This is a genomic window from Mycobacterium cookii (genome assembly GCF_010727945.1).
Lineage (GTDB): Bacteria > Actinomycetota > Actinomycetes > Mycobacteriales > Mycobacteriaceae > Mycobacterium > Mycobacterium cookii.
On the sequence record NZ_AP022569.1, the window covers coordinates 4,678,069 to 4,699,574 of the forward strand.

Annotated in this window: 19 protein-coding genes, 3 pseudogenes and 1 riboswitch; of the genes and pseudogenes, 13 read left to right on the top strand and 9 right to left on the bottom strand. The window is 66.1% G+C overall.

What is annotated here, in order from left to right; all coding sequences use genetic code 11:
- Positions 1 to 45 precede the first annotated feature (45 nt).
- Positions 46 to 166: riboswitch (SAM riboswitch) on the bottom strand.
- Between the two features lie 185 nt (positions 167 to 351).
- A complete protein-coding gene (locus G6N27_RS21970; RefSeq protein ID WP_163780101.1) occupies positions 352 to 2,589 on the top strand; it encodes an NADP-dependent isocitrate dehydrogenase in 2,238 nt (745 codons plus the stop codon).
- Positions 2,590 to 2,620: 31 nt separating this feature from the next.
- Here the strand turns inward: G6N27_RS21970 and G6N27_RS21975 are convergent, their stop codons facing one another.
- Positions 2,621 to 3,463: an alpha/beta fold hydrolase gene (locus G6N27_RS21975; protein ID WP_179963319.1), complete on the bottom strand. Its 843-nt coding sequence runs from the start codon at positions 3,461 to 3,463 to the stop codon at positions 2,621 to 2,623.
- A gap of 73 nt (positions 3,464 to 3,536) precedes the next feature.
- Between G6N27_RS21975 and trpS the strand changes: the two genes are divergently transcribed.
- From trpS to aqpZ, 3 genes are all read left to right on the top strand, one after another.
- Entirely contained in the window at positions 3,537 to 4,559 is a 1,023-nt protein-coding gene (gene trpS / locus G6N27_RS21980; RefSeq protein ID WP_163780103.1) for a tryptophan--tRNA ligase, read from the top strand.
- 9 nt (positions 4,560 to 4,568) lie between these two features.
- The gene (gene yhjD / locus G6N27_RS21985; protein WP_163780105.1) at positions 4,569 to 5,597 is read left to right on the top strand and encodes an inner membrane protein YhjD; all 1,029 of its coding nucleotides are present in this window, start codon (positions 4,569 to 4,571) and stop codon (positions 5,595 to 5,597) included.
- A 112-nt stretch (positions 5,598 to 5,709) separates the two neighbouring features.
- The gene (aqpZ, locus tag G6N27_RS21990; protein ID WP_163780107.1) at positions 5,710 to 6,468 is read left to right on the top strand and encodes an aquaporin Z; all 759 of its coding nucleotides are present in this window, start codon (positions 5,710 to 5,712) and stop codon (positions 6,466 to 6,468) included.
- Here the strand turns inward: aqpZ and nagA are convergent.
- The 6 genes from nagA to G6N27_RS22020 all read right to left on the bottom strand — a co-directional run bounded on the left by nagA (position 6,465) and on the right by G6N27_RS22020 (position 13,488).
- A complete protein-coding gene (gene nagA / locus G6N27_RS21995; protein ID WP_163780110.1) occupies positions 6,465 to 7,607 on the bottom strand; it encodes an N-acetylglucosamine-6-phosphate deacetylase in 1,143 nt (380 codons plus the stop codon). The two genes, aqpZ and nagA, sit on opposite strands and share 4 nt — an antisense overlap.
- Positions 7,598 to 9,001: a sugar porter family MFS transporter gene (locus G6N27_RS22000; RefSeq protein WP_232064741.1), complete on the bottom strand. Its 1,404-nt coding sequence runs from the start codon at positions 8,999 to 9,001 to the stop codon at positions 7,598 to 7,600. The genes nagA and G6N27_RS22000 overlap by 10 nt, the downstream gene beginning before the upstream one ends.
- 42 nt (positions 9,002 to 9,043) lie before the next feature.
- Positions 9,044 to 10,273 carry a D-alanyl-D-alanine carboxypeptidase family protein gene (locus G6N27_RS22005; protein WP_163780112.1) on the bottom strand — a complete coding sequence of 410 codons (1,230 nt, stop codon included), beginning with the start codon at positions 10,271 to 10,273 and terminating at the stop codon, positions 9,044 to 9,046.
- A gap of 59 nt (positions 10,274 to 10,332) precedes the next feature.
- The gene (locus G6N27_RS22010) at positions 10,333 to 11,352 is read right to left on the bottom strand and encodes an SMP-30/gluconolactonase/LRE family protein (protein ID WP_170308183.1); all 1,020 of its coding nucleotides are present in this window, start codon (positions 11,350 to 11,352) and stop codon (positions 10,333 to 10,335) included.
- A gap of 148 nt (positions 11,353 to 11,500) precedes the next feature.
- On the bottom strand, positions 11,501 to 12,835 hold the full coding sequence (locus G6N27_RS22015) for an aspartate aminotransferase family protein (protein ID WP_163780114.1): 1,335 nt from the start codon (positions 12,833 to 12,835) through the stop codon (positions 11,501 to 11,503).
- On the bottom strand, positions 12,832 to 13,488 hold the full coding sequence (locus G6N27_RS22020) for an MOSC domain-containing protein (protein WP_232064743.1): 657 nt from the start codon (positions 13,486 to 13,488) through the stop codon (positions 12,832 to 12,834). The genes G6N27_RS22015 and G6N27_RS22020 overlap by 4 nt, the downstream gene beginning before the upstream one ends.
- A 111-nt stretch (positions 13,489 to 13,599) precedes the next feature.
- On the opposite strand from G6N27_RS22020, the gene G6N27_RS22025 reads away from it, so the two are divergent.
- Positions 13,600 to 14,544, top strand: a complete 945-nt coding sequence (locus G6N27_RS22025; RefSeq protein ID WP_163782157.1) for a sigma-70 family RNA polymerase sigma factor — start codon at positions 13,600 to 13,602, stop codon at positions 14,542 to 14,544.
- Here the strand turns inward: G6N27_RS22025 and G6N27_RS22030 are convergent.
- A pseudogene (locus tag G6N27_RS22030) lies at positions 14,498 to 15,127 on the bottom strand (carboxymuconolactone decarboxylase family protein); the annotation flags it as partial. The gene G6N27_RS22025 and the pseudogene G6N27_RS22030 overlap by 47 nt on opposite strands.
- A 77-nt stretch (positions 15,128 to 15,204) precedes the next feature.
- On the opposite strand from G6N27_RS22030, the pseudogene G6N27_RS22035 reads away from it, so the two are divergent.
- The 5 genes and pseudogenes from G6N27_RS22035 to G6N27_RS22055 all read left to right on the top strand — a co-directional run.
- Positions 15,205 to 15,589: pseudogene (locus G6N27_RS22035) on the top strand (adenylate/guanylate cyclase domain-containing protein); the annotation flags it as partial.
- 41 nt (positions 15,590 to 15,630) lie between these two features.
- Positions 15,631 to 15,903: a hypothetical protein gene (locus G6N27_RS22040; protein WP_163780118.1), complete on the top strand. Its 273-nt coding sequence runs from the start codon at positions 15,631 to 15,633 to the stop codon at positions 15,901 to 15,903.
- Between the two features lie 65 nt (positions 15,904 to 15,968).
- Positions 15,969 to 16,403: a cytidine deaminase gene (locus tag G6N27_RS22045; protein ID WP_163780120.1), complete on the top strand. Its 435-nt coding sequence runs from the start codon at positions 15,969 to 15,971 to the stop codon at positions 16,401 to 16,403.
- Positions 16,400 to 17,692, top strand: coding sequence for a thymidine phosphorylase (locus G6N27_RS22050; protein WP_163780122.1), 1,293 nt, complete (start codon positions 16,400 to 16,402; stop codon positions 17,690 to 17,692). The genes G6N27_RS22045 and G6N27_RS22050 overlap by 4 nt, the downstream gene beginning before the upstream one ends.
- Positions 17,689 to 18,777: an adenosine deaminase gene (locus G6N27_RS22055; RefSeq protein WP_163780125.1), complete on the top strand. Its 1,089-nt coding sequence runs from the start codon at positions 17,689 to 17,691 to the stop codon at positions 18,775 to 18,777. Before G6N27_RS22050 ends, G6N27_RS22055 begins: the two co-directional genes overlap by 4 nt.
- Here G6N27_RS22055 and G6N27_RS22060 read toward each other — a convergent pair whose 3' ends face one another.
- Positions 18,778 to 19,599 carry a mycofactocin-coupled SDR family oxidoreductase gene (locus G6N27_RS22060; RefSeq protein ID WP_163780127.1) on the bottom strand — a complete coding sequence of 274 codons (822 nt, stop codon included), beginning with the start codon at positions 19,597 to 19,599 and terminating at the stop codon, positions 18,778 to 18,780.
- Between the two features lie 91 nt (positions 19,600 to 19,690).
- On the opposite strand from G6N27_RS22060, the pseudogene G6N27_RS25415 reads away from it, so the two are divergent.
- The 3 genes and pseudogenes from G6N27_RS25415 to G6N27_RS22070 form a co-directional block, all read left to right on the top strand.
- Positions 19,691 to 19,826: pseudogene (locus G6N27_RS25415) on the top strand (hypothetical protein); the annotation flags it as partial.
- A 49-nt stretch (positions 19,827 to 19,875) separates the two neighbouring features.
- Positions 19,876 to 20,319 carry a nuclear transport factor 2 family protein gene (locus G6N27_RS22065; protein WP_163780129.1) on the top strand — a complete coding sequence of 148 codons (444 nt, stop codon included), beginning with the start codon at positions 19,876 to 19,878 and terminating at the stop codon, positions 20,317 to 20,319.
- Positions 20,320 to 20,321: 2 nt separating this feature from the next.
- The gene (locus G6N27_RS22070; protein WP_232064745.1) at positions 20,322 to 21,503 is read left to right on the top strand and encodes a sulfotransferase family protein; all 1,182 of its coding nucleotides are present in this window, start codon (positions 20,322 to 20,324) and stop codon (positions 21,501 to 21,503) included.
- The last annotated feature ends 3 nt before the right edge of the window (positions 21,504 to 21,506 follow it).

A 21,506-nucleotide genomic window follows, 5' to 3' on the forward strand; every position in this document is an offset into this window, starting at 1 on the left:
GTACGCATCAGGTTTCCCTGTCTACTCGGGGGGCCCGTCCAGGCGGACCCGCGCTTGCCGACGTAGCCGCTGCTGGCTACTCAACCTGGTCGTCTCCCGGGGCACCCCACCGCGGTTGGAGGGTTGCCGGCCAGCAAGCCGGGGCTTGACGCTGGCGCTCATGACCTGGCAGCAGCCTAACGCACGGCGCCGACCTCGTGCCACTGGGTGCTCCCGCCTTTGTTCGGGTCAGCCCCCGAATCGCCCCAGCGCCCGTGCGAGGCAACACCGGAGCAAAACCCCTTGATAACGTGGCAGCGAGAACGCTTAGCTCCTCAAACTCTGACCTCTAATGACGCCGGGAGACAGACAGTGTGCGCCGATAAGCCCACCATCATCTATACGTTGACCGACGAGGCGCCGCTGCTGGCGACGTACGCGTTCCTGCCGATCGTGCGAGCTTTCGCGGAACCGGCAGGCATCGAGATCAAGACCAGTGACATCTCGGTCGCCACTCGGATCCTGTCCGAGTTCCCCGAGGAGCTCACTGAGGAGCAGCGGGTCCCGAACAATCTGGCCGAGCTGGGCCGGCTGACCCACGAGCCCGACACCAACATCATCAAGCTGCCCAACATCAGTGCCTCGGTGCCGCAGCTGCTCGCGGCGATCAAGGAGCTGCAGGGCAAGGGGTACAAGATCCCCGACTTTCCGCACTCGCCAAAGACGGACGAGGAGAAGGAGATTCGCGACCGTTACACGAAGTGTCTCGGTAGCGCGGTGAACCCCGTTCTCCGGCAAGGGAATTCGGACCGTCGTGCGCCCAACGCGGTCAAGGAGTACGCCCGCAAGCACCCGCACAGCATGGGCGAGTGGTCGCAGGCGTCACGCACGCACGTGGCCACCATGCGGCACGGGGACTTCTACCACGGCGAGAAGTCGATGACGCTGGACCGCGGGCGCGACGTGAAGATGGAGCTCAAGACCAAGGGCGGCGAGACGATCGTGCTCAAACCCAAGGTCTCGCTGCTGGACGGCGATGTCATCGACAGCATGTTCATGAGCAAGAAGGCGCTCTGCGAGTTCTACGAACAGCAGATGGAAGACGCCTACGAGACCGGCGTGATGTTCTCACTGCACGTCAAGGCGACCATGATGCGCGTCTCGCACCCGATCGTGTTCGGTCACGCGGTGAAGATCTTCTACAAAGAGGCGTTCGCCAAGCACCAGGAGCTGTTCGACGAGCTCGGCGTCAACGTCAACAACGGTCTGGCTGATCTGTACGACAAGATCGAGTCGCTGCCGGCGTCGCTGCACGACGAGGTCATCCGCGACCTGCACGCCTGCCACGAACACCGGCCCGAGCTGGCGATGGTGGATTCGGCCAAGGGCATTAGCAACTTTCACTCACCCAGCGACGTGATCGTCGACGCGTCGATGCCGGCGATGATCCGCGCGGGCGGCAAGATGTACGGCGCCGACGGACGGCAGAAGGACACCAAGGCGGTCAACCCGGAGTCCACCTTCTCCCGCATCTATCAAGAGATCATCAACTTCTGCAAGACGCACGGCCAGTTCGACCCGACGACGATGGGCACCGTTCCCAACGTCGGCCTGATGGCGCAGCAGGCCGAGGAATACGGCTCGCACGACAAGACATTCGAGATTCCCGAAGAGGGCGTCGCCAACATCGTCGACCTCGAGACCGGTGAGGTTCTGCTGACCCAGAACGTCGAAGCCGGCGACATCTGGCGGATGCCGATCGTCAGGGACGAGCCGATCCGCGACTGGGTCAAGCTGGCCGTCAACCGGGCGCGGAACTCCGGCATGCCGGTGGTGTTCTGGCTGGACCAGGAGCGTCCGCACGAGAACGAGCTGCGCACGAAGGTCAACACATACCTGGCCGATTACGACACCGAGGGCCTAGACATCCAGATCATGTCGCAGGAACGGGCCATGCGGCACACCATCGAACGCGCGATGCGCGGGCAGGACACCATCGCCGCGACCGGAAACATCTTGCGCGACTACCTGACTGACCTGTTCCCGATCCTGGAGCTGGGCACCAGCGCGAAGATGCTGTCGATCGTCCCGCTGATGGACGGCGGCGGCATGTACGAGACCGGCGCGGGTGGATCGGCGCCCAAGCACGTCCACCAACTGGTCGAGGAGAACCACCTGCGCTGGGATTCCCTCGGTGAATACCTGGCGCTGGGAGCGTGTTTCGAGGACGTGGGGATCAAGACCGGCAACGAGCGCGCCAAGATTCTCGGCGTCACGCTGGACAAGGCGATCGGGAAGTTGCTGGAGAACAACAAGAGTCCGTCGCGCAAGACCGGCGAGCTCGACAACCGCGGCAGCCAGTTCTACCTGGCGCTGTACTGGGCCCGGGAACTCGCCGCGCAACACGACGACGAAGAGCTGCAGAAGCACTTCGCCGTGCTGGCCGAAGCGCTGGGCCGCAACGAAGACAAAATCCTGGCCGAGCTCGCCGAAGTGCAGGGTGAGGCAGTCGACATCGGCGGCTACTACCAGCCGGACCGGGAGAAGACGACCGCGGTGATGCGGCCCAGCAAGACGCTCAACGACGCGCTGGCCGACTCAACCAGCTGACCGCGGGGCGGGACGGCGCTCTCGCAGAGAGCTAGGCAGTCGGCTGGTCCAGCGCCCGGATCGGCGGGATGTGCTCGTCGAGAAATCCGGCGATGACCTCGGTGACCAGCGCCGGCGCCTCGAACATCGGGATGTGCCCGACGCCGGCGAGTGTTGTGACCTTGTTCGCCGGGGGCAGGTGGTTGATGAAATGCCCGCTGAACTTTTCCGGAGGGACGACCCGGTCTTTCTCGCAGAGCACCAGATGCGTGGGGACGTCGGTCTCCGCCAACTCCATCAGCCCGGGCATCAGCAGCGATTTGAGCAGCAGCTGAAAGTAGGCCGGGCAGTGCTTCAGGTCGTCGACGACCTGAAGCAGTTCGTCCTCGCTGATGCCGTCGGGCGATCCGCTGATGGGCAGGGTGCCGATCTTCCGGCTCAGCGGCAGGCGCAATAGTCGCGGACCGAGCAGGTGTGCGAGCACCCATACCGGCATACCGCCGACGAACTTGGCGATCACCTCGAACTTCGTCGGGCTCCATCGATGCCAGCCGCCGGCCGGGGCGATGCCGGTGACCGTCCGCGCCCGGCCACGACGTTCCAGTTCGAAGGCCACCCAGCCGCCGAGCGAGTTGCCGACGATGTGGGCCGTGTCCCAGCCCAGTTGGTCGAGTTGCCGCTCAATGTGGTCGGCCAGGACTGCGGAGCTCAGAAACCAGGTGCCCGACCGTGGCCCACCGTGGTGACCGGCCATGGTCGGGGCGAACACCTCGTAGCGGCCGGTGTCGGCCAACTGCGGGGCCACCTTCTCCCACACCAGCTGGGAAATCAGGAAGGGGTGCAGCATCAGCACCGGTTCACCAGACCCGAGATGAATTGGAGCGCGGCTCGTCATGCAGCCGACCCTAAAGGCGATACCGGCGGTACTGCAAGAAGGGGTGGTTTCCGCGTGAAAAGATTGACGCATCATGACGACTACCGCTACTGGTGTACGCAGGGTGTTTTCCGGTGTACAGCCCACCTCCGATTCGCTTCACCTCGGAAACGCGCTGGGTGCCGTCACTCAGTGGGCCCACTTGCAGGACGACCACGATGCATTTTTCTGCGTCGTCGACCTGCATGCGATCACCGTCCCGCAGGACCCGGACGTGTTACGGCGCCGCACCCTGGTGACCGCCGCGCAGTATTTGGCGCTGGGTGTTGACCCCGCGCGCAGCACGGTCTTCGTGCAGAGCCAAGTCGCTGCACACACCCAGCTGGCCTGGGTGCTGGGCTGCTTCACCGGGTTCGGTCAGGCCTCGCGGATGACGCAGTTCAAGGACAAGTCGACCAAGCAGGGCAGCGACGCCACCACGGTGGGCCTGTTCACCTATCCGGTGCTGCAGGCGGCCGACGTGCTGGCCTACGACGCCGAACTGGTGCCGGTCGGTGAAGACCAGCGCCAGCACCTGGAGCTGGCCCGCGACGTCGCGCAACGGTTCAACAGCCGATTCCCGGACACCTTCGTGGTCCCCGAACTGCTCATCCCCAACGCCACCGCCAAGATCTACGACCTGCAGGACCCGTCGTCGAAAATGAGCAAGTCCGCTGCCACCGACGCCGGGCTGATCAATCTGCTCGACGATCCGGCCCGGTCTGCCAAGAAGATTCGCTCGGCGGTGACCGACAGCGACCGCGACATCCGCTACGACCCGGACGCCAAGCCCGGGGTGTCGAATCTGCTGAGCATTCAGTCGGCGGTCACCGGCACCGGGATCGACACGCTGGTCCAGGATTACGCTGGCCGCGGCTACGGCGACCTCAAGAAGGACACCGCCGAGGCGGTGGTGGAATTCGTGACCCCGCTCAAGGCTCGCGTCGACGAATTACTAACGGACCCAACCGAACTGGAGAATGTGCTCGCCGTCGGTGCGGCGCGCGCCGAGGATGTGGCCGCAAAGACGATCGACCGGGTCTACGACCGGCTCGGATTCCTGCCGAGACGTCCCTAGCGGGTCATCATGAGCGAACCGGGCAAGCCAGGAATCGTGGATCGGCTGCGGGCGCGGTTCGGGTGGTTCGACCACACGATGCGGGCCAACGACTGGTTCGACGAGACACTGGGCAACTTCTTCGCCGCCGGTCTGACGTACTACACCATTTTCGCGTTGTTCCCGTTGCTGATGATCGGTTTCAGCGTCGCCGGTTTCCTGCTGTCGCACCGGCCCGATCTGCTTGCCGGGATCGACAACAAGGTCAGGTCCGCGGTGCCCGGCGCACTGGGGCAGCAGTTGCTTGACCTGATGGATTCGGCGATCGACGCGCGGGCCTCGGTCGGTGTGATCGGTTTGACCGTTGCGGTGTGGGTCGGTCTGAACTGGATGAGCAATCTGCGGGTGGCGCTGACCGAGATGTGGCGGCAGACCGACGGTTCGCACGGATACATTCGCACCAAGTTCTCCGACCTCGGCGCGATGGTCTCGTCGTTCGTGGCGATCGTCGCCACCTTGGCGCTCAGTGCGCTGACCGGTGCGGCGTCGATGGCCAAGGTGTTGGGGTGGGTCGGCATTCACAATGCGCCGGTGCTGGACGGGATCCTGCGCGCGGTGTCGGTGCTGGTGTCATTTCTGCTGTCGTGGTTGGTGTTCTCCTGGATGATCGCCCGGTTACCCAGGGAGCCAGTCGATTTCAAGAGTTCGATCCGTGCTGCGCTGCTGGCCGCCGTCGGCTTCGAGGTGTTCAAGTTGGTCGCCTCGATCTATCTGAGATCGGTGCTGCGAAGCCCGGCCGGTGCGACGTTCGGCCCGGTGCTGGGTTTGATGGTGTTCGCCTATGTGACCGCGCGCCTGCTGCTGTTCGCCACCGCGTGGGCGGCGACGTCGACGGAGAACTCGACCGAGGCGCCGGTCGAGCCGCCGGAGCTTGCGGTTATCACACCCAGAGCGCATCTGGACGAGCAACTCGTCACCAAAGCGACAGTCGCGGCGGTGGCGGTGGGAGCGGCTGGTGCACTTGGTGTTTCGAGGCTGCTCAGGCGGAAGAAGAATTAGCATCACGGTTGTCTCTTTACCGACACGATTCAGCCACGACAAAGCGAGTCTGTCTTCGGGCGTGTCATCCTCAGGGGCACGGACGATTGCTGTACGCAAAGGCGGGTAGGCGATGTCAGAACCAAACCTCTTCCATAAACTGGCAGCGGAAACGATCGGCACCTTTTGGCTGGTGCTTGGTGGCGTTGGCAGCGCGGTTTTCGCGGCGCAGGCCCACAGCGCCGATCTCTACCCATTGGGCATCGGCTACCTCGGCGTGTCCCTGGCGTTCGGTCTGACCGTACTGACCGGCGTGTACGCGTTCGGAGCGATCTCGGGCGGGCATTTCAACCCGGCCGTCACCCTGGGGGCCGCATTGGCTCACCGCGTGCAGTGGAAAATTCTGCCTGCGTACTGGATCGTCCAGGTGATCGGTGGCTTGCTCGCCGGACTGGTGATCTACTACATCGCCGCCGGCAAGCCCGGTTTCGTGGCTACCGGGCATTTAGGGGCCAACGGCTATGGCGAAAATTCCCCCGGTGGCTATCCACTGAGTGCAGTCATCCTCGCCGAGATCGTTTTGACAGCCCTCTTTCTGCTCGTCATCCTCGGCTCGACCGACGAGCGGGCGCCGAAGGGCTTCGCCGGCGTGTCCATCGGGTTCGCGTTGGCGCTCACCAACTTGGTCGCCATTCCGATCTCCAACGCGTCGATCAACCCGGCCCGGTCCACCGCTGTGGCGTTCTTCAACGGCAACGGCGCTCCCGCGCAGCTGTGGGTGTTCTGGCTGGCGCCGCTGATCGGCGGGGCGATCGCCGGCATCGCTTACCCATTCCTGTTCGGGCGCGCGGAGGACGCCGCGCACCAGCCGGTGCCGACAAGCTCCGGCTAGTCGTCCGCCAACCAGCTGCCGTGTGCCATGACGGCGGCGACCCGTAAATCACCGTCCAGCACAACCAGATTGGCCTGTGCCCCGACGCGTAGGTTGCCAGCGTCATCCAGGCCCAGTGCTCTGGCCGGGGTCGTCGATGTCAGCCCCACCGCGGCGGTGAGTGCTGCGTCCGGGTCAGACCCGAAGCGGGCCGCGGTGCGGAACAGCCGGTCCATCGTCGCGGTGCTGCCCGCAATCGTCGACGTACCGCGGACACGCGCGACCCCGTCGACGACGTCGACCGGCGTTGTGCCGAGCCGGAATTCGCCGTCGCCGAGGCCCGCCGCTGCGGTGGCGTCGGTGACCAGGGCCACCCGGTCGGCGCCTGCGGCCCTGGTCGTTGCGTGTACGACCGCGGGGTGGACGTGCACGCCGTCGGCGATCAACTCGACGGTGACCCGGGCGTCTTCCAGCAGTGCCAGCGCGGGACCGGGCTCGCGGTGATGCAGCGGCCGCATCGCGTTGAACAGGTGGGTGCCGACCGTCGCGCCGAGGTCGATGGCGCGGCGGGTCTGCTGGTAACTGGCATCGGTATGGCCAAGGGCGACAACCACTCCAGCGTCAACCAGCCGGGCGATCGCCGCGTCGCTGCCGCTGCGTTCGGGCGCTAGGGTGGCCATCCTGATGGCGCCGTCGCCGGCCGCCAGCAGCGCGTCCATCTCGGCCGGCACGGGGTCGCGCAACTGGGTGTGGTCGTGTGCGCCGCAGTGCACCGCGCTCAGCCACGGGCCTTCGAGATGAATACCGGCGATCGCGCCGTCCCGGGTCGCCTCGGCGAGTGCCCGCACCCCGCGAAGAAGGTCAGCGGCGTCGGCTGTGATCAGGCTCGCCAGCGTGGTCGTCGTGCCGTGCCCGCGGTGAAAACTCGCCGCTCGCATGATCTCTGAGATGTCGCCGTCGAGATACGACGCACCGCCGCCACCGTGCACGTGGATGTCGACGAAGCCGGGAACGATCACCGCGTCGGGCAGATCGACATCGGGAACACCCGGCGGGGCGCCCGGACCGCAGCCGACGACCTGCGGGCCGGCGGTGTGCACCCAGCCCGGCCGGCAGACGCCTTGCTCGAGTACGACAGTGCCTGCCGCGATCAGCGGCATGCTTGCACATCCGTTGTCGTACTGTCGATTTCGTCAGGCCAGCGGCCGTCGTTCTCCCAGAAGCGGCGAATCTCTTCGAGCTGTCGGCCCTTGGTTTCCGGGGCGAACCGGTAGCCCAGAACGAATCCGACCGTTGCCAACAAGCCGAACACGGCGAACGTGCCGGCGCCGCCCAGGGTGTGCAGCATCGTCAGAAACACCCCGGCGACCAGCGCGTTGGCCGACAAGTTGGCGGTCAGCATCGCGCTGGAGCCCAATGACCTCAGGTGCGCGGGGAAGGCCTCACCGGCGTAAACCCAGACCAGCGCCCCGAATCCGAACGTGAAACCCATGGTGAACAGCAGCAGGCCGACGTAGCCGAATCCTGAGACGGCGCTGGAGTTGGCGGCGAAGACACCGACCAGCACGGCGTCGCCGACAATCATCGCGGCGATACCGGACAGCAGGATGGGCCGCCGTCCGAGCCGATCGACGAGGAACAACGACACCAGTACCGCGACCAGCGACGCCAGCTGCACCAGCGCGGGCAGCACCAGCAAGGCGAATTTGCCCTGGAATCCCATCGACTCGAAGAGCCGTGGGCTGTAATAGATGATCCCGTTGATCCCGGTCAGCTGGGCGAAGAAGCCAAGGCCGACGACGAAGATCAGGGCCCGCAGATATGGCGGGCGCAGCATCTCGACGAATTTCCCGCCGACTTCTTCGCGCATCGCCTCGGCGATCTCGGTGAGTTCCTGCTCGACGTCGCGGTTGGGTTCGACCCGCAGCAGTGCCCGGCGGGCGTCGTCAACCCGGTTCTTGAATAGGTAGTACCGGGCGGTGTCGGGCATCCGGGCCAGCATCGGCAGCACCACCAGCGCGGGTACGGAGGCCAACCCGAGCATCCACCGCCAGTCGTGCGAATCCGCCAGCAGATACGCGACGAGGTAGCCGGCGATGATGCCCAGCACCGTCGCCACCTGATAGGTCACCAGCATCGCGCCGCGCACCCGCGCCGGCGCCGACTCGGCGATGAACACCGGGACCACCACCGCCGACAGCCCGATGGTCACGCCGAGCAGCAGGCGTGCGGTCAGCAGCAGCGGCATCGACTCCGACCAGGCGGCCAGCAACGCGAAAATCGCGTAGCCGCCCGCCACCAGCATCATCGACTTCTTGCGCCCGATCGCATTGGCGAGCACGCCGCCGGACAGCGCGCCGCAGATCTGTCCGATCACCACGGTCGTGGTCAACATTTCTTGCTGGTGGATGGTCAGCTTGAAGTCGTCGGCGATGAACAGCAGCGCACCGGAGATGTTCGACATGTCGTAGCCGCAGACGATGCCCAGGCTCGCTGCCGCAAGAGCGATCAGCAACCGTCGTCGCGCTCGTACAGACTCGCCGATGCGGCTCACAATCTTCCTTCCGGGGTGGCCGCCTCGGCCCCCTGCCGCTGCCTAGTGCTGCGGCCGCCGGTTCATCGAGCGAGCCACCATAATCAAGCCGAACACGACGACCGTACCGATTACCGCGACGCCGACCCTAACCGGCAGCGCATCGGCGGCGGGGATCAGCGCGGCCGCGTTGGCGGCGGCCCCGGCGGCGGGGTTGCCCGGTTCGGCGGCCTTGGGTATGGCCAGCGACGGGTCGGGCTCGATCAGCGTTCCGACCCGGGTCCCGGGCGCGGTCGAGAAACCGTAGTCCAGCAGATGGGCCGCCTGTTGCCACGGGGCTATCGGCTGGCGGGTGCCGTGCAGCAGCACAGCCATCAGGCGCCGCCCGTCCCGGTTCGCGGCGCCGACGAACGTCTGGCCGGCGTCGTCGGTGTAGCCGGTCTTGCCGCCGAGCGCGCCGGGATAGTGGTACAGCAGCTGGTTGTCGTTCTCCAGCTCGTAGCCGGGGTGGTCGGCGTGGCCGGGAAAGTCGAACTTCTGGGTGTGCACGATGTCGGCGAAAGTGGGGTTCTCCCAGGCGTATCGGTAGAACAGCCCGATGTCGTAGGCCGACGTGCTCATGCCCGGGCCGTCCAGGCCCGACGGCGTCGCTGCGCGGGTGTCCTTGCCGCCGAGCCTGGCGGCCAGCGCATTGATCTTCTCCAGCGCGACCGGCATGCCGCCCAGTTGCACGGCCAGTGAGTGCGCGGCGTCGTTGCCGGAATGCATCAGCAGGCCGTGTAGCAACTGGTTGACGGTGTAGGTGCCACCCGGGGCAACGCCGACCCGGGTGCCCTCCGCGGCGGCATCGTCAGGCGTGCCGTCGACGGTCTTGTTGAGGTTGAGCTCGCGCAGTGACGCCATTGCGACGAGCACCTTGATGACACTGGCCGGGCGGTGACGACCATGCGCGTCCCGCGCGGCGATGATGGCGCCGCTGTCCAGGTCGGCCACCACCCAGGCGTCCGCGGAGACGTCGCCAGGCACCGGAGGCGTGCCGGCGGCGGTGACGACGCCGCAGTTGCCGAGCGCATTACCGCCGACCGGCGACGGGGGCACCGGCAGCGGCAGCGGCGGGTCGCCGGCTTGCGGGACTTCCGACGAGTCGACCGCCGGCGGGGTGGCCACCTTGAACGGGCACATGTCGTGGACGACAGCGGGTTCGGCTTGCGCAACGGGCATGCCGAGCAGAGCCGGTGCGGTCAGCAGGAAACCGGCCGCTGCCAGGCATGACGCAGTACGTAACAGAGGCATCGTCTGAGCAGATTAGGCGATCAGACGCCTAATTCTGCGGAGCCGCGCTGTGACTGGTGTTACGGATGTTGCACAAATTTGTTGTTGTCAATGGGGAGGTAACAAATGCCGGGCCCGGCGATGCGACCGAGCCACAATCGCCCCGGTGTCTCCACCACGCCGGTGGCCAGGCCGAATTCCGGATGCTGGGTGTGCAACTGGGCCACCACGTGGCCGTTGTCGGGGTCGAACGCGACCACCCACACCGTTGACTTCGGGTTGGGTAGCCAGCTGTACGGCAGCAGCCGCCACATCGCAGCGCGGATGACCGGCGCGCGAGGCCCCAGCCATTCGTTCAGCGCGTTGCGGTCTGAGACCAGGGCCACCCAGATCCGGCCGTCGAGACCGGTGGAGATGTTGTCCGGATAGCCCGGCAGCTCGTTCGCCAGTGGCTCGATCGTGCCAGCGCGGTCGCCGGTCAGCCAGTACTTGGACACCCGGCAGGCCGAGCTCTCTGCGTATACCAAAGCCGATTCGTCGGCGGTCAGCGTCACCCCGTTGGCGAAGTAGAGACCGGACGCGAGTTCGGTCACCGTGCCATCGGCGTCGAGCCGGAACAGCGACCCGCATCCGCGGCCCTCGATGATCGAGCCCTTGTAGTACTCGTAGTGAAAGCGACTGGTCGATTCGGTGAAATATATTGTGCCGTATGATGATTCGACGACGTTGGAGCAGAACGTCAAGGGCCGTCCGTCGACTTCGGCGACGAGTGTTTCCATGGTCCCGGTGCTGGGGTCGTAGCGGAGCAGGCCGCGGTGGCTGTCGCAGATCAACAGCCGGCCGTCCCGCGCGACGGCCAGACCCAGCGGCCGGCCGCCGGTGTCGGTGACCACGTCAACGGAGCCGCCGTCGGGGCCGATGCGGATGATCCGGCCGTCTTCGACGCCGGTCCAGATGTTGCCGTGGGCGTCGGCGACCACATCCTCGGCGGCGGTGCCCGGCACGTCGACGATGTGCAGCGTCGCGGTCAGGTCGGGCTCGGGCAGCGGCCGCGACGGCGGCGGTTGCCACCGGATCGGATCGATAGGCGGCTTAGGCAATTGCGCCGCTCCTCCTCATCGCTTCGCTCTGCATCGTCGCCGGCTTAGGCAATTGCGCCGCTCCTCCTCATCGCTTCGCTCTGCATCGTCGCCGGCTTAGGCAATTGCGCCGCTCCTCCTCATCGCTTCGCTCTGCATCGTCGCCGGCTTAGGCAATTGCGCCGCTCTCCTGTGTCAGCACGCCGCGCACGATGGCTTCGATGGTGTCGAATTCGGCTTGCCCGCTGATCAACGGCGGTGCGAGCTGGATGACGGAATCGCCGCGATCGTCTGTGCGGCAATACAACCCGGCCTCGAAAAGGCCCGCGGACACCCGGCCCAACAGCGCGCGCTTCTCGTCGGCGTCGAAGGTCTGCTTGCTTGACTTGTCTTTCACCAGCTCGATGCCGAAGAAGTAGCCCTCGCCGCGGACGTCGCCGACGATCGGTAGGTCGTACAGCTTCTCCAAAGTGGCGCGCAGCGCGGGCGACTGCTGCCTGACCCGGTCGTTGAGGCCCTCCCGCTCGAAGATGTCCAGGTTGGCCAGTGCGACGGCGGTGGATACCGGATGGCCACCGAAGGTGTAACCGTGCGCGAACATCGTGTCGGTGCCGTAGAACGGCTCGAACAACCGCTCGCTGGCGATCATCGCGCCCAGCGGCGAATAGCCCGAAGTCATGCCCTTGGCGCAGGTGATCATGTCCGGCACGTAGCCGAAATCGGTGCAGGCGAACATCGACCCGATGCGGCCGAACGCGCAGATCACTTCGTCGGAGACCAGCAGCACGTCGTAGTGGTCGCAGATCTCCCGCACCCGTTCGAAGTAGCCCGGCGGAGGCGGTATCGAACCGCCCGCGTTCTGCACCGGCTCGAGGAACACCGCGGCCACGGTGTCGGGTCCTTCGAACTCGATGGCCTCGGCGATCCGGTCGGCGGCCCATCGCCCAAAGGCCTTGGCGTCGGCGTCGAACGGTTCGGGCGCCCGATAGAAGTTGGTGTTCGGCACCCGAAAGCCGCCCGGTGTCACCGGTTCGAACGGCGCCTTGTACTTCGGCAGGCCGGTGATGGCCAGTGCCCCCTGCGTCGTGCCGTGATAGGCGACGGCGCGCGAAATGACCTTGTGCTTACCGGGTTTGCCGGTCAGTTTGAAGAACTGCTTGGCGACTTTCCATGCCGTCTCGACCGCCTCGGTGCCGCCGCTGGTGAAGAACACCCGGTTGAGATCGCCCGGAGCGTAGCGGGCCAGCCGCTCGGAGAGCTCGATGGCCGGCGGCGTCGCGTATCCCCACAGTGGGAAGAACGCCAGTGTCTCGGCCTGACGAGCGGCGGCCTGCGCGAGCTCGGCGCGGCCGTGACCAACCTGCACCGTGAACAGAGCCGACAGGCCGTCCAGGTAGCTCTTGCCGGCGTCGTCGAAGATCGTTACGCCCTCGCCGCGGGTGATGATCGGCGGGCTGACGCCGGGACTCTGCCGGGCGAAGTGCAGCCAGAGGTGATCAGTCATGTAACCCGTTGCCGTGCGAAGCTTTTCAGCTCGGCCGACAGCGCGTCGGCCTTCAACAACTCCGGAACCAGGCTCGGGTCTTTCATCCGGGCCGCAAAGGCCAGCCCGATGGTGACGTTGTGGTCGGGGCGGTGCTCGATCGTGATTGCATCACCCGCTTGCACCTGACCCGAGGACAGCACGCGGAAATACGCCCCGGGCACCCCGGCTTCGGTGAACGTCCTGATCCAGTGCGGCCGGTTCAGGAAGGCCGCGAAGGTCCGGCACGGTGTGCGCGGGGCGGAGACTTCGAGAAGCAGCGTGCCGGTCCCGATCCGCCATCGTTCGCCGATCCGGGTCTGGGTCAGGTCGACACCGACGGTGGTGAGGTTTTCGCCGAACATTCCGTTGTCGAGCGTGACCCCGAGTTGCGCTTCCCAGCTGTCGAGGTCTTCGCGGGCGTAGGCGTAGACGGCTTGGTCGGATTTGCCGTGAAACCTGGTATTTCCGATGTGGTCGCCGACCAGACCGCTGGCATCATCTTGCGTCTGGCCAGGCGGGCGTACCTGGACGGGCTCGGCGACGGGACGCTTGTCGATACCCGTCAGATTCGACTGCGCGCGCGGATCGGGGTTTGTGCTGAGCCGGGCCACATTAACTGACAAGACGTGCACTGGCTCAAGATACGCTCGCGGTATGGCCTCAGCACAGCAGGTCACCCGGTGACGATGCGGAAGGCGCAGCGTTCTGAGGAGGAGCCGGGCAATCAGGCCGGCCCGGTGACGATGCGGAAGGCGCAGCGTTCTGAGGAGGAGCCGGGCAATCAGGCCGGCGAATTCGAAGCGTTGCGACCGCACCTGATGTCAGTCGCTTACCGACTGACCGGCACGGTGACCGACGCCGAGGACATCGTGCAGGACGCGTGGCTGCGATGGGTAGGGCATGACGGTGAGATCCGCGATCTGCGTGCCTGGTTGACGACGGTCGTCAGCCGACTCGGTCTGGACCGGCTGCGGTCGGCTGCGCACCGCCGGGAAAGCTATGTGGGCCAATGGTTACCGGAACCGGTGGTCACCGGATTCGACGGCGGCGATCCGCTGTCGGTGGTGGTTGCCCACGAGGATGCGCGGTTTGCGGCGATGGTGGTGCTCGAACGCCTGTCGCCCGACCAGCGAGTCGCGTTCGTCCTGCACGACGGGTTTGCGGTGCCGTTCGCCGAGGTGGCAGAGGTGCTGGGCACCACAGAGGCGGCCGCTCGCCAACTGGGCTCGCGAGCACGCCGGGCGGTCGCCGCCGAGCCGCCGCCCAAACCGGATACGTCGCACAACGAGGTCGTGGGAAAGCTGATGGCCGCCATCACATCCGGTGACCTGGTCGCCACAGTCGCCCTGTTGCATCCGGACGTGACGTTTACCGGGGACTCCAACCGCAAGGCGCCGACAGCGCCCCGCGTCATCCACGGGCCGGACAAGGTGGCCCGCTTCCTGTTCGGGCTCGCGCAGCGCTACGGCCCCGCGTTCATGACGACGAGCCAGCTGGCGCTGGTCAACGGCGAACTCGGCGCGTACACCGCGGGATCCCCGGGTGATGACGGATATCAGCCGATCATGCCGCGGATCACTGTCGTCACGGTGCGCGACGGAAAGGTCGGCGCCCTATGGGATGTCGCGAACCCCGACAAGTTCACTGGTTCGCCGTTGCGGACTCAGCCCACGGAACGCGACAGCTAGCACCGGAACTGAAGCCCTGCTCGGTAATGCCCAGCGCCGAGTTCATCCGGGCGCGCATGTTCTCGACACCGATCTGGTAGGTCAGTTCGATCACCCCGTCGTCACCGAAGCGGCGGCGCAAATCCGCGACCTGGTCGTCGGTGACCGAATGCGGGTCGGTAGTCATCGCATCGGCGTACGCGACGGCGGCCCGCTCGTCGTCGGTGAAACGCGAAGACGTGGCGTAGTTCTCGATGTCCTTGAGGCGCTCGACGTCCAATCCGTCGAGGCGCTGCAACATGGACCCGAAGTCGACGCACCACGAGCAGCCGATGGTGCGTGCGGTCCAGAACACCGCGAGCTCGCGCACGCTGGCGGGCAGCGTGCGCGACGCCGACTGCAGCATGGTCTCGTGCACGGCGCTGGCGACCAGCAGCCGCGGGTGGTGGGCCGTTACCGCGAAAGGCTCGGGGACTTCGCCGAAGCGCCGCTTGGAATACCGGTACATCGCGCGGATGAGCCAATTGGCCCGTTGAGGAGGCAGGGGTTCGATGCGCGTTTTCTGTGTCATACCAGTCAGACGAGGCAGCCCGCGCGGGTGTGACAGCTCTGGGAAAACAGGCCCACCGTCGTGGTTGCGGATCTAGCATGATGCCACCCGACAAACGCGGGGGTGTTCCGATGGATGGCGGCGAGCTGAGCCCGCCCTCGGGCGTCATCACTTTCCTTTTCACCGACATCGAAGGCTCGACTCGTCGATGGGAGGCCGACGCAGTCGCGATGCGTGCGGCCCTGGCTGTCCACGACCAGGCGTTGCGCGACGCGGTCGAGGGTCAGGCGGGTTGGCTGTTTCAAGCACACCGGTGATGGCGTGTGTGCGGCGTTCGCATCGCCACGATGTGCCGTCGAAGCTGCGCGTGCCGCGCAGCTGGCTCTCGAATTGCCCGTGCGGATGGGCATAGCGACCGGCGAAGCCGAGTTGCAGGGCGCGGACTATTTTGGCACTGTGCTCAACCGCGCCGCGCGGGTGATGTCGGCCGGCCACGGCGGTCAGATCTTGCTCGACGTGCGATCAATAATTTCTACAACTCAGGCAGCTACGCTCATATGGTCAGCCCACTAGGCGTCCTTGCCGCCCATCTCGACCGGATCGGTCGATACGAGCCCGCGGCAACAGTCGCCGGATTCGCAGCTACCGCCTTTGCTCTCGCGACGTTTCCGGAGATCGCTGCCACAATCGAGCACCTCCGAGAAGTGCTGGGCGACAACACTTACGATGCTCTGACCCATACCGGCAGCAGCATGACCAATGCGGCGATGGCGCAATACGCGCTGGACCAGATCGACCAAGCGCGTCTCGCGCTACTGCGTTCGGACTAGTCACGTCGTGTGCCTGGCTGACGCCCACGGATCTACAGTGACGTGTGAATTAGCCGACGGCGAGCATGGGTGGTATCGCGAACGTGACCGACGCAATCGACTGGAAAAGGCTGCGGGATGAGGCAATCCGTGCGTCAAAGGGGGCGTACGCCAAGTATTCGAAGTTCCCGGTGGGCGCGGCCGCGTTGGTCGACAACGGCCGGATCATCACCGGCTGCAATGTCGAGAATGCCTCCTATGGGCTGGGTCTGTGCGCCGAGTGCGCGGTGGCGTGCGCGTTGTATACGACTGGCGGCGGCGGCACGCTGGTGGCACTGGTCTGCGTCGACGGTCGAGGCGAACTGCTGATGCCGTGCGGTCGGTGCCGTCAGGTGTTGATGGAGCACGGCGGACCCGACATGCTCATCGACCACCCCGACGGGGCGAAGCCGCTCGGTGAATTGCTGCCCGATGCATTCGGTGCAAAGGATATCGACGCCTACCGGCAGGACAGCGGGTGAGTTTCGACGCTCCGACGGTGATCCGGACCAAACGCGACGGCCGCCGGCTGTCCGACGAGGCGATCGACTGGGTGATCGACGGCTACACCCACGGGCGGATTGCCGCCGAACAGATGTCGGCGCTGCTGATGGCGGTGTTCCTGCGCGGCATGGACTACGGCGAGACCGCGCGATGGACAGCGGCCATGGTGGCCTCCGGAGAGCGGCTGGACTTCACCGCTCTGCGCCGCGGCGGCAATCCACTGCCGACCGTCGACAAACATTCCACCGGCGGCGTGGGTGACAAGATCACGCTGCCGCTGGTGTCGGTGGTCGCCGCGTGCGGCGCCGCGGTGCCGCAAGCGTCCGGTCGCGGACTCGGCCACACCGGCGGCACCCTGGACAAGCTGGAATCGATCGCCGGGTTCTCCGGCGTGGTGTCCAACGATCAAGTGCGTCAACAACTTCACGACGTCGGTGCGGCCATCTTCGCGGCCGGGCAGCTGGCGCCCGCTGATGCCAAGCTCTACGCGCTGCGCGACATCACCGGGACGGTCGAGTCGCTGCCGCTGATCGCGAGCTCGGTGATGAGCAAGAAGATCGCCGAAGGTGCCGGCGCTCTGGTGCTCGACGTCAAGGTCGGCTCCGGTGCCTTCATGCAGTCCGAACCGTTGGCGCGCGAGCTCGCCGAAACGATGGTTGCGCTGGGCGCCGAGCACGGGCTGCCGACCTGCGCGCTGCTGACCGACATGAACCGCCCGCTGGGCGCGGCTGTCGGCAACGCGCTCGAAGTCGCCGAGGCGCTCGAAGTGCTGGCCGGCGGCGGCCCGGCCGACGTGGTCGAGCTGACCGTGTGCCTGGCCCGTGAGATGCTCGCGCTCGCCGGGATCGACGGGTGCGATCCCGCACAGACGTTGCAGGACGGCACCGCGATGGACCGGTTTCGCGCGCTGATCGCCGCGCAGGGCGGCGACTTGGCCATACCGTTGCCGGTTGGTAAGTACTCCGAAACCGTGACCGCCGCCCGAAGCGGCACAATGGGCGATATCGATGCGATGGCAGTGGGGCTGGCGGTGTGGCGGCTCGGAGCGGGCAGGTCCCGGCCGGGCGAAGTGGTCCAGTCCGGCGCCGGCCTCCAGATCCACCGGCAACCCGGAAGCCCGGTGGCCGCCGGCGAGCCGCTGTTCACGCTCTACACCGATACCCCCGAACGTTTCGAGCAGGCGATGGCCGAGCTGAACGCGGGTTTCACGATCGGCCACAGCCCGCCCACTCGGCGGTCGCTCGTCATCGATCGGATCACGTCGTGACGACGCCGCCGAGCCTGGAGACGATCAAACGAGCGCCGAAGGCGCTGCTGCACGATCACCTCGACGGCGGCCTGCGCCCGGCGACCGTGATCGACATCGCCGGACAGACCGGATATGACGGCCTGCCCGCCACCGACGTCGACGAGCTCGCCCTGTGGTTTCGCACCGCGTCGCACAGTGGCTCGCTGGAGCGCTACCTCGAACCGTTCTCGCACACCGTCGCGGTGATGCAGACTCCCGAGGCGCTGCACCGAGTGGCCTGCGAATGCGTCGAAGACCTGGCCGCCGATGCGGTGGTCTACGCCGAGGTACGGTTCGCGCCCGAATTGCACATCAACCGTGGGCTGTCGTTCGACGCTGTCGTCGAGGCGGTGCTGGCCGGTTTCGCCGACGGGGAGAAGGCCGCCGCGGCGGCGGGGAATCCGATCGTCGTGCGCTGCCTGGTCACCGCGATGCGTCACGCCGCGCTGTCCCGGGAGATCGCCGAGTTGGCGATCCGCTTCCGCGACAGAGGCGTGGTCGGGTTCGACATCGCCGGCGCCGAAGCCGGCTACCCACCGACCCGGCACCTGGATGCCTTCGAGTACATGCGAAACAACAACGCCCGCTTCACCATTCATGCGGGTGAGGCGTTCGGGCTGCCGTCCATCCAGGAGGCGATCGCATTCTGCGGCGCCGACCGGCTGGGGCACGGGGTGCGGATCGTCGACGACATGGACGTGTCGGGCGACGGCTCGGTGCGACTGGGCCGGCTCGCATCGATCCTGCGGGACAAGCGGATTCCGCTCGAGATGTGCCCGAGTTCCAACGTGCAGACCGGCGCGGTCGCCAGCATCGCCGAGCATCCGTTCGACCTGCTGGCCCGAACCCGATTCCGGGTCACCGTCAACACCGACAACCGGCTGATGAGTGATACCACGATGACTCGTGAGATGGCGCTTCTCGTCGAGGCATTCGGCTACGGCTGGACCGATCTGCAGCGGTTCACCATCAACGCGATGAAGTCGGCGTTCATCCCGTTCGACGAGCGGTTGGCGATCATCGACGAGGTGATCAAGCCGCGCTACGCCGTGCTCATCGGCTAGTCACATCACGACGTGGCCGGCGTCCACCGGAATGGTTATGCCCGTCACGTAACGCGCCCTCGGGCTGACCAGCCAGAGCACCGCTTCGGTGACGTCTTGCGGCTCGACCAGCGGCACATCGGGCAGCAGCATCTGCGAGACGGCCGGATTGGGATTCGCCAACATCCCGTTGATCACGAAGTCGTTGAGGATCATCGGTGTCGCGACTCCGCTGGGATGTACGGAGTTGACCCGGATCTTGTTTTGCGCGTAGGCATTTGCCGCCGAACGCATCAGTCCCACCACACCGTGTTTGGATGCGGCGTAGGCGAACATCGCGGTGCTGCCATCCCCGCCGCGGCCGATCAGGCCTTGCGACGAGCTCACCAGGACGACCGACCCGCCCTTGCCTTTGCGGATGATCGACGGCACCGTCGCCAGCAACGTGTGCCACACCCCTTTGAGGTTGGTGTCGACGATCGTGGTGAACAGCGGCTCGGAGCGGGTCTGCGGATCGCCGATCGCCACGACTCCGGCGTTGGCGATGACGATGTCGACGTCGCCGACTGCGTCGATGCCGGTCTGCACGCCGGCCTCCAGGCCATCCAGGTCGCGGACATCGGCGATCACCGGCACCGCCTTGCGGCCCGCGTCCTGAACCAGTTGCACGGTCTCGTCGAGATCGGATTTGGTGGCCAGCGGGTAGGGAATCGTCTCGATATCGGCGCAGATGTCGACGGCGATGATGTCGGCCCCCTGCTTGGCCAGGGCGACGGCATGGCTTCGCCCCTGGCCACGTGCCGCGCCGGTGATCACCGCGACCGTGTTGTCTAGTTCGCCCATGGGAGGAACGTACCGTCCGATTCAGCCCAAAACGATCGAGACTCGGGGCAGTTCTGCCAGGATTTCGGAGATATGACTGCCGCCGGCGACGATGCAGAGCGGAGCGATGAGGTGGGGGCACCTCCCGCTTGCGGGGGAGAGCGGCGCGATGACTACCGCCGGCAACGATGCAGAGCGGAGCGATGAGGTGGGGGCACCTCCCGCTTGCGGGGGAGAGCGGCGCGATGACTACCGCCGGCAACGATGCAGAGCGGAGCGATGAGGAGGAGCGGCGCGATGACTAATAGCGCGCAGGAGATCACCAACCTGATCTACCGCTACGCCGAACTCCTCGACGGCGGCGACTTGGACGGCGTGGCCGGGCTGTTCGCGCACGGGCGCATCTGCGGAGTCGAGAACGGACCGCCGGAGACGGTGTTCGAGGGAGCCGCCGGAGTGCGCAAGATGTATGAGATGGCCACCCGGATCTACGATGACGGCACCCCGAAGACCAGACACAACACCAGCAATCTGCAACTCGAGATCGACGAGGCGCAGGGCACCGCACACAGCAGGTCCTACTACTGCGTCACACAGGCCACGCCCGATTTGCCGCTACAGGTCATCGTGACCGGACATTACAAAGACACGTTTCACCGGTTGGACGGCGTGTGGTGGTTCGACAGTCGCATCATGTTCGTCGACCAGGTCGGCGATGTCAGCCATCACCTGAAGTTCTGAGCGTGGACCCGTTCGATCTGGCCGCCGTGCTCGTCGATGCCCAGCGCAAGGAGTCGCTGACAGACTGGGGGCCAGGAGATTTCGAGCGGCCCCTGGATGCGCTGCTGGCCGACTATGTCCACGCCGACCTCAACGACATCGGCGTGCTCATCCTGCGCGCGGGCATCGTGCACAGCCTGCGCATGCGACTGCGTGCTCAGGAGTGGATTCGCCGGAACCCGGAGATTCTCACCGAACGCATCGTCGCGCCGGTCGTCGTGGTCGGGATGATGCGCAGCGGCACCACGCTGTTGCAGCGGTTGTTGGCCGCCGACCCACGCTTCCACTGTGCGTACGGCTGGGAAGTCGTCGAAGCCGTGCCCCGTCTGGACTATTCGTTCACCGGCGTCGATCCGCGGATCGCGATCAGCGAAGGACGCGAAGCCAAGTCCCGCGAGTTGGCGCCCGACCTGTTCGCCATTCATCCGATGTATGCCCGGGAGGCCGAGGAGGAGATCGTCTTCCTGGCCGACGCGTTCTTGTCGCATGTCCCCGAATCCGGCGCGCACCTGCCGAACTACCGATCCTGGCTCGACGCACAGGATTTCACCCCTGCTTACACGTATCTGCGCCGGATGTTGCAGTTCTTGCAGTGGCAGAAACGGCAGCGCGGCGTCACCGCGGAGCGTTGGGTGCTCAAGTCGCCGGCCCACCTCGGCTATCTCGGCGAGTTGCGGGCACAGTTCGGCGACCTGCACATCGTGCATATGCATCGTGATCCGCGCGCGACGATCGCCTCGGGGGCCAGCCTGAACGCAACGCTGCATACGATGCATGCCGACACAGTGGACGTCGACCGGGTGGGCGCGCAGTGGTTGCAGCGGATGGGCTGGACCAACGACCGCGCGATGGCAGTACGTGACCACTGGGACCGCGAAACCGGCGGAGTCGCCGCGCGGGTGACCGACATCGCTTTCGACGACGCCGTCGCCGACCCGATCGGCCAGGTGGCCCGGGTCTACGACGCCATCGGCCTGCCGCTGACCGTCGAGGCCGAAGCGGCGATGCGGCGCTGGTTGGAAGAACGCCCGCGCGAGGCGGCGCGCCCACCGTACGGTCTGGCGGACTACGGCCTGAAGCCGGAGCAAGTGGACGAGCGATTCGCATTGTACAACAAGCGTTTTGAACAATATGTCGGGAAATGAGGA

Coding starts and splice junctions, on each gene's coding strand:
- G6N27_RS22040 (WP_163780118.1), top strand. CDS start 15,631: ATGGTCAGCCCACTAGGCGTCCTTGCCGCCCATCTCGACCGGATCGGT.
- G6N27_RS22005 (WP_163780112.1), bottom strand. CDS start 10,273: ATGCCTCTGTTACGTACTGCGTCATGCCTGGCAGCGGCCGGTTTCCTG.
- G6N27_RS22045 (WP_163780120.1), top strand. CDS start 15,969: ATGGGTGGTATCGCGAACGTGACCGACGCAATCGACTGGAAAAGGCTG.
- trpS (WP_163780103.1), top strand. CDS start 3,537: ATGACGACTACCGCTACTGGTGTACGCAGGGTGTTTTCCGGTGTACAG.
- G6N27_RS22025 (WP_163782157.1), top strand. CDS start 13,600: ATGCGGAAGGCGCAGCGTTCTGAGGAGGAGCCGGGCAATCAGGCCGGC.
- G6N27_RS22060 (WP_163780127.1), bottom strand. CDS start 19,599: ATGGGCGAACTAGACAACACGGTCGCGGTGATCACCGGCGCGGCACGT.
- G6N27_RS22065 (WP_163780129.1), top strand. CDS start 19,876: ATGACTAATAGCGCGCAGGAGATCACCAACCTGATCTACCGCTACGCC.
- yhjD (WP_163780105.1), top strand. CDS start 4,569: ATGAGCGAACCGGGCAAGCCAGGAATCGTGGATCGGCTGCGGGCGCGG.
- nagA (WP_163780110.1), bottom strand. CDS start 7,607: ATGCCGCTGATCGCGGCAGGCACTGTCGTACTCGAGCAAGGCGTCTGC.
- aqpZ (WP_163780107.1), top strand. CDS start 5,710: ATGTCAGAACCAAACCTCTTCCATAAACTGGCAGCGGAAACGATCGGC.
- G6N27_RS22015 (WP_163780114.1), bottom strand. CDS start 12,835: ATGACTGATCACCTCTGGCTGCACTTCGCCCGGCAGAGTCCCGGCGTC.
- G6N27_RS21975 (WP_179963319.1), bottom strand. CDS start 3,463: ATGACGAGCCGCGCTCCAATTCATCTCGGGTCTGGTGAACCGGTGCTG.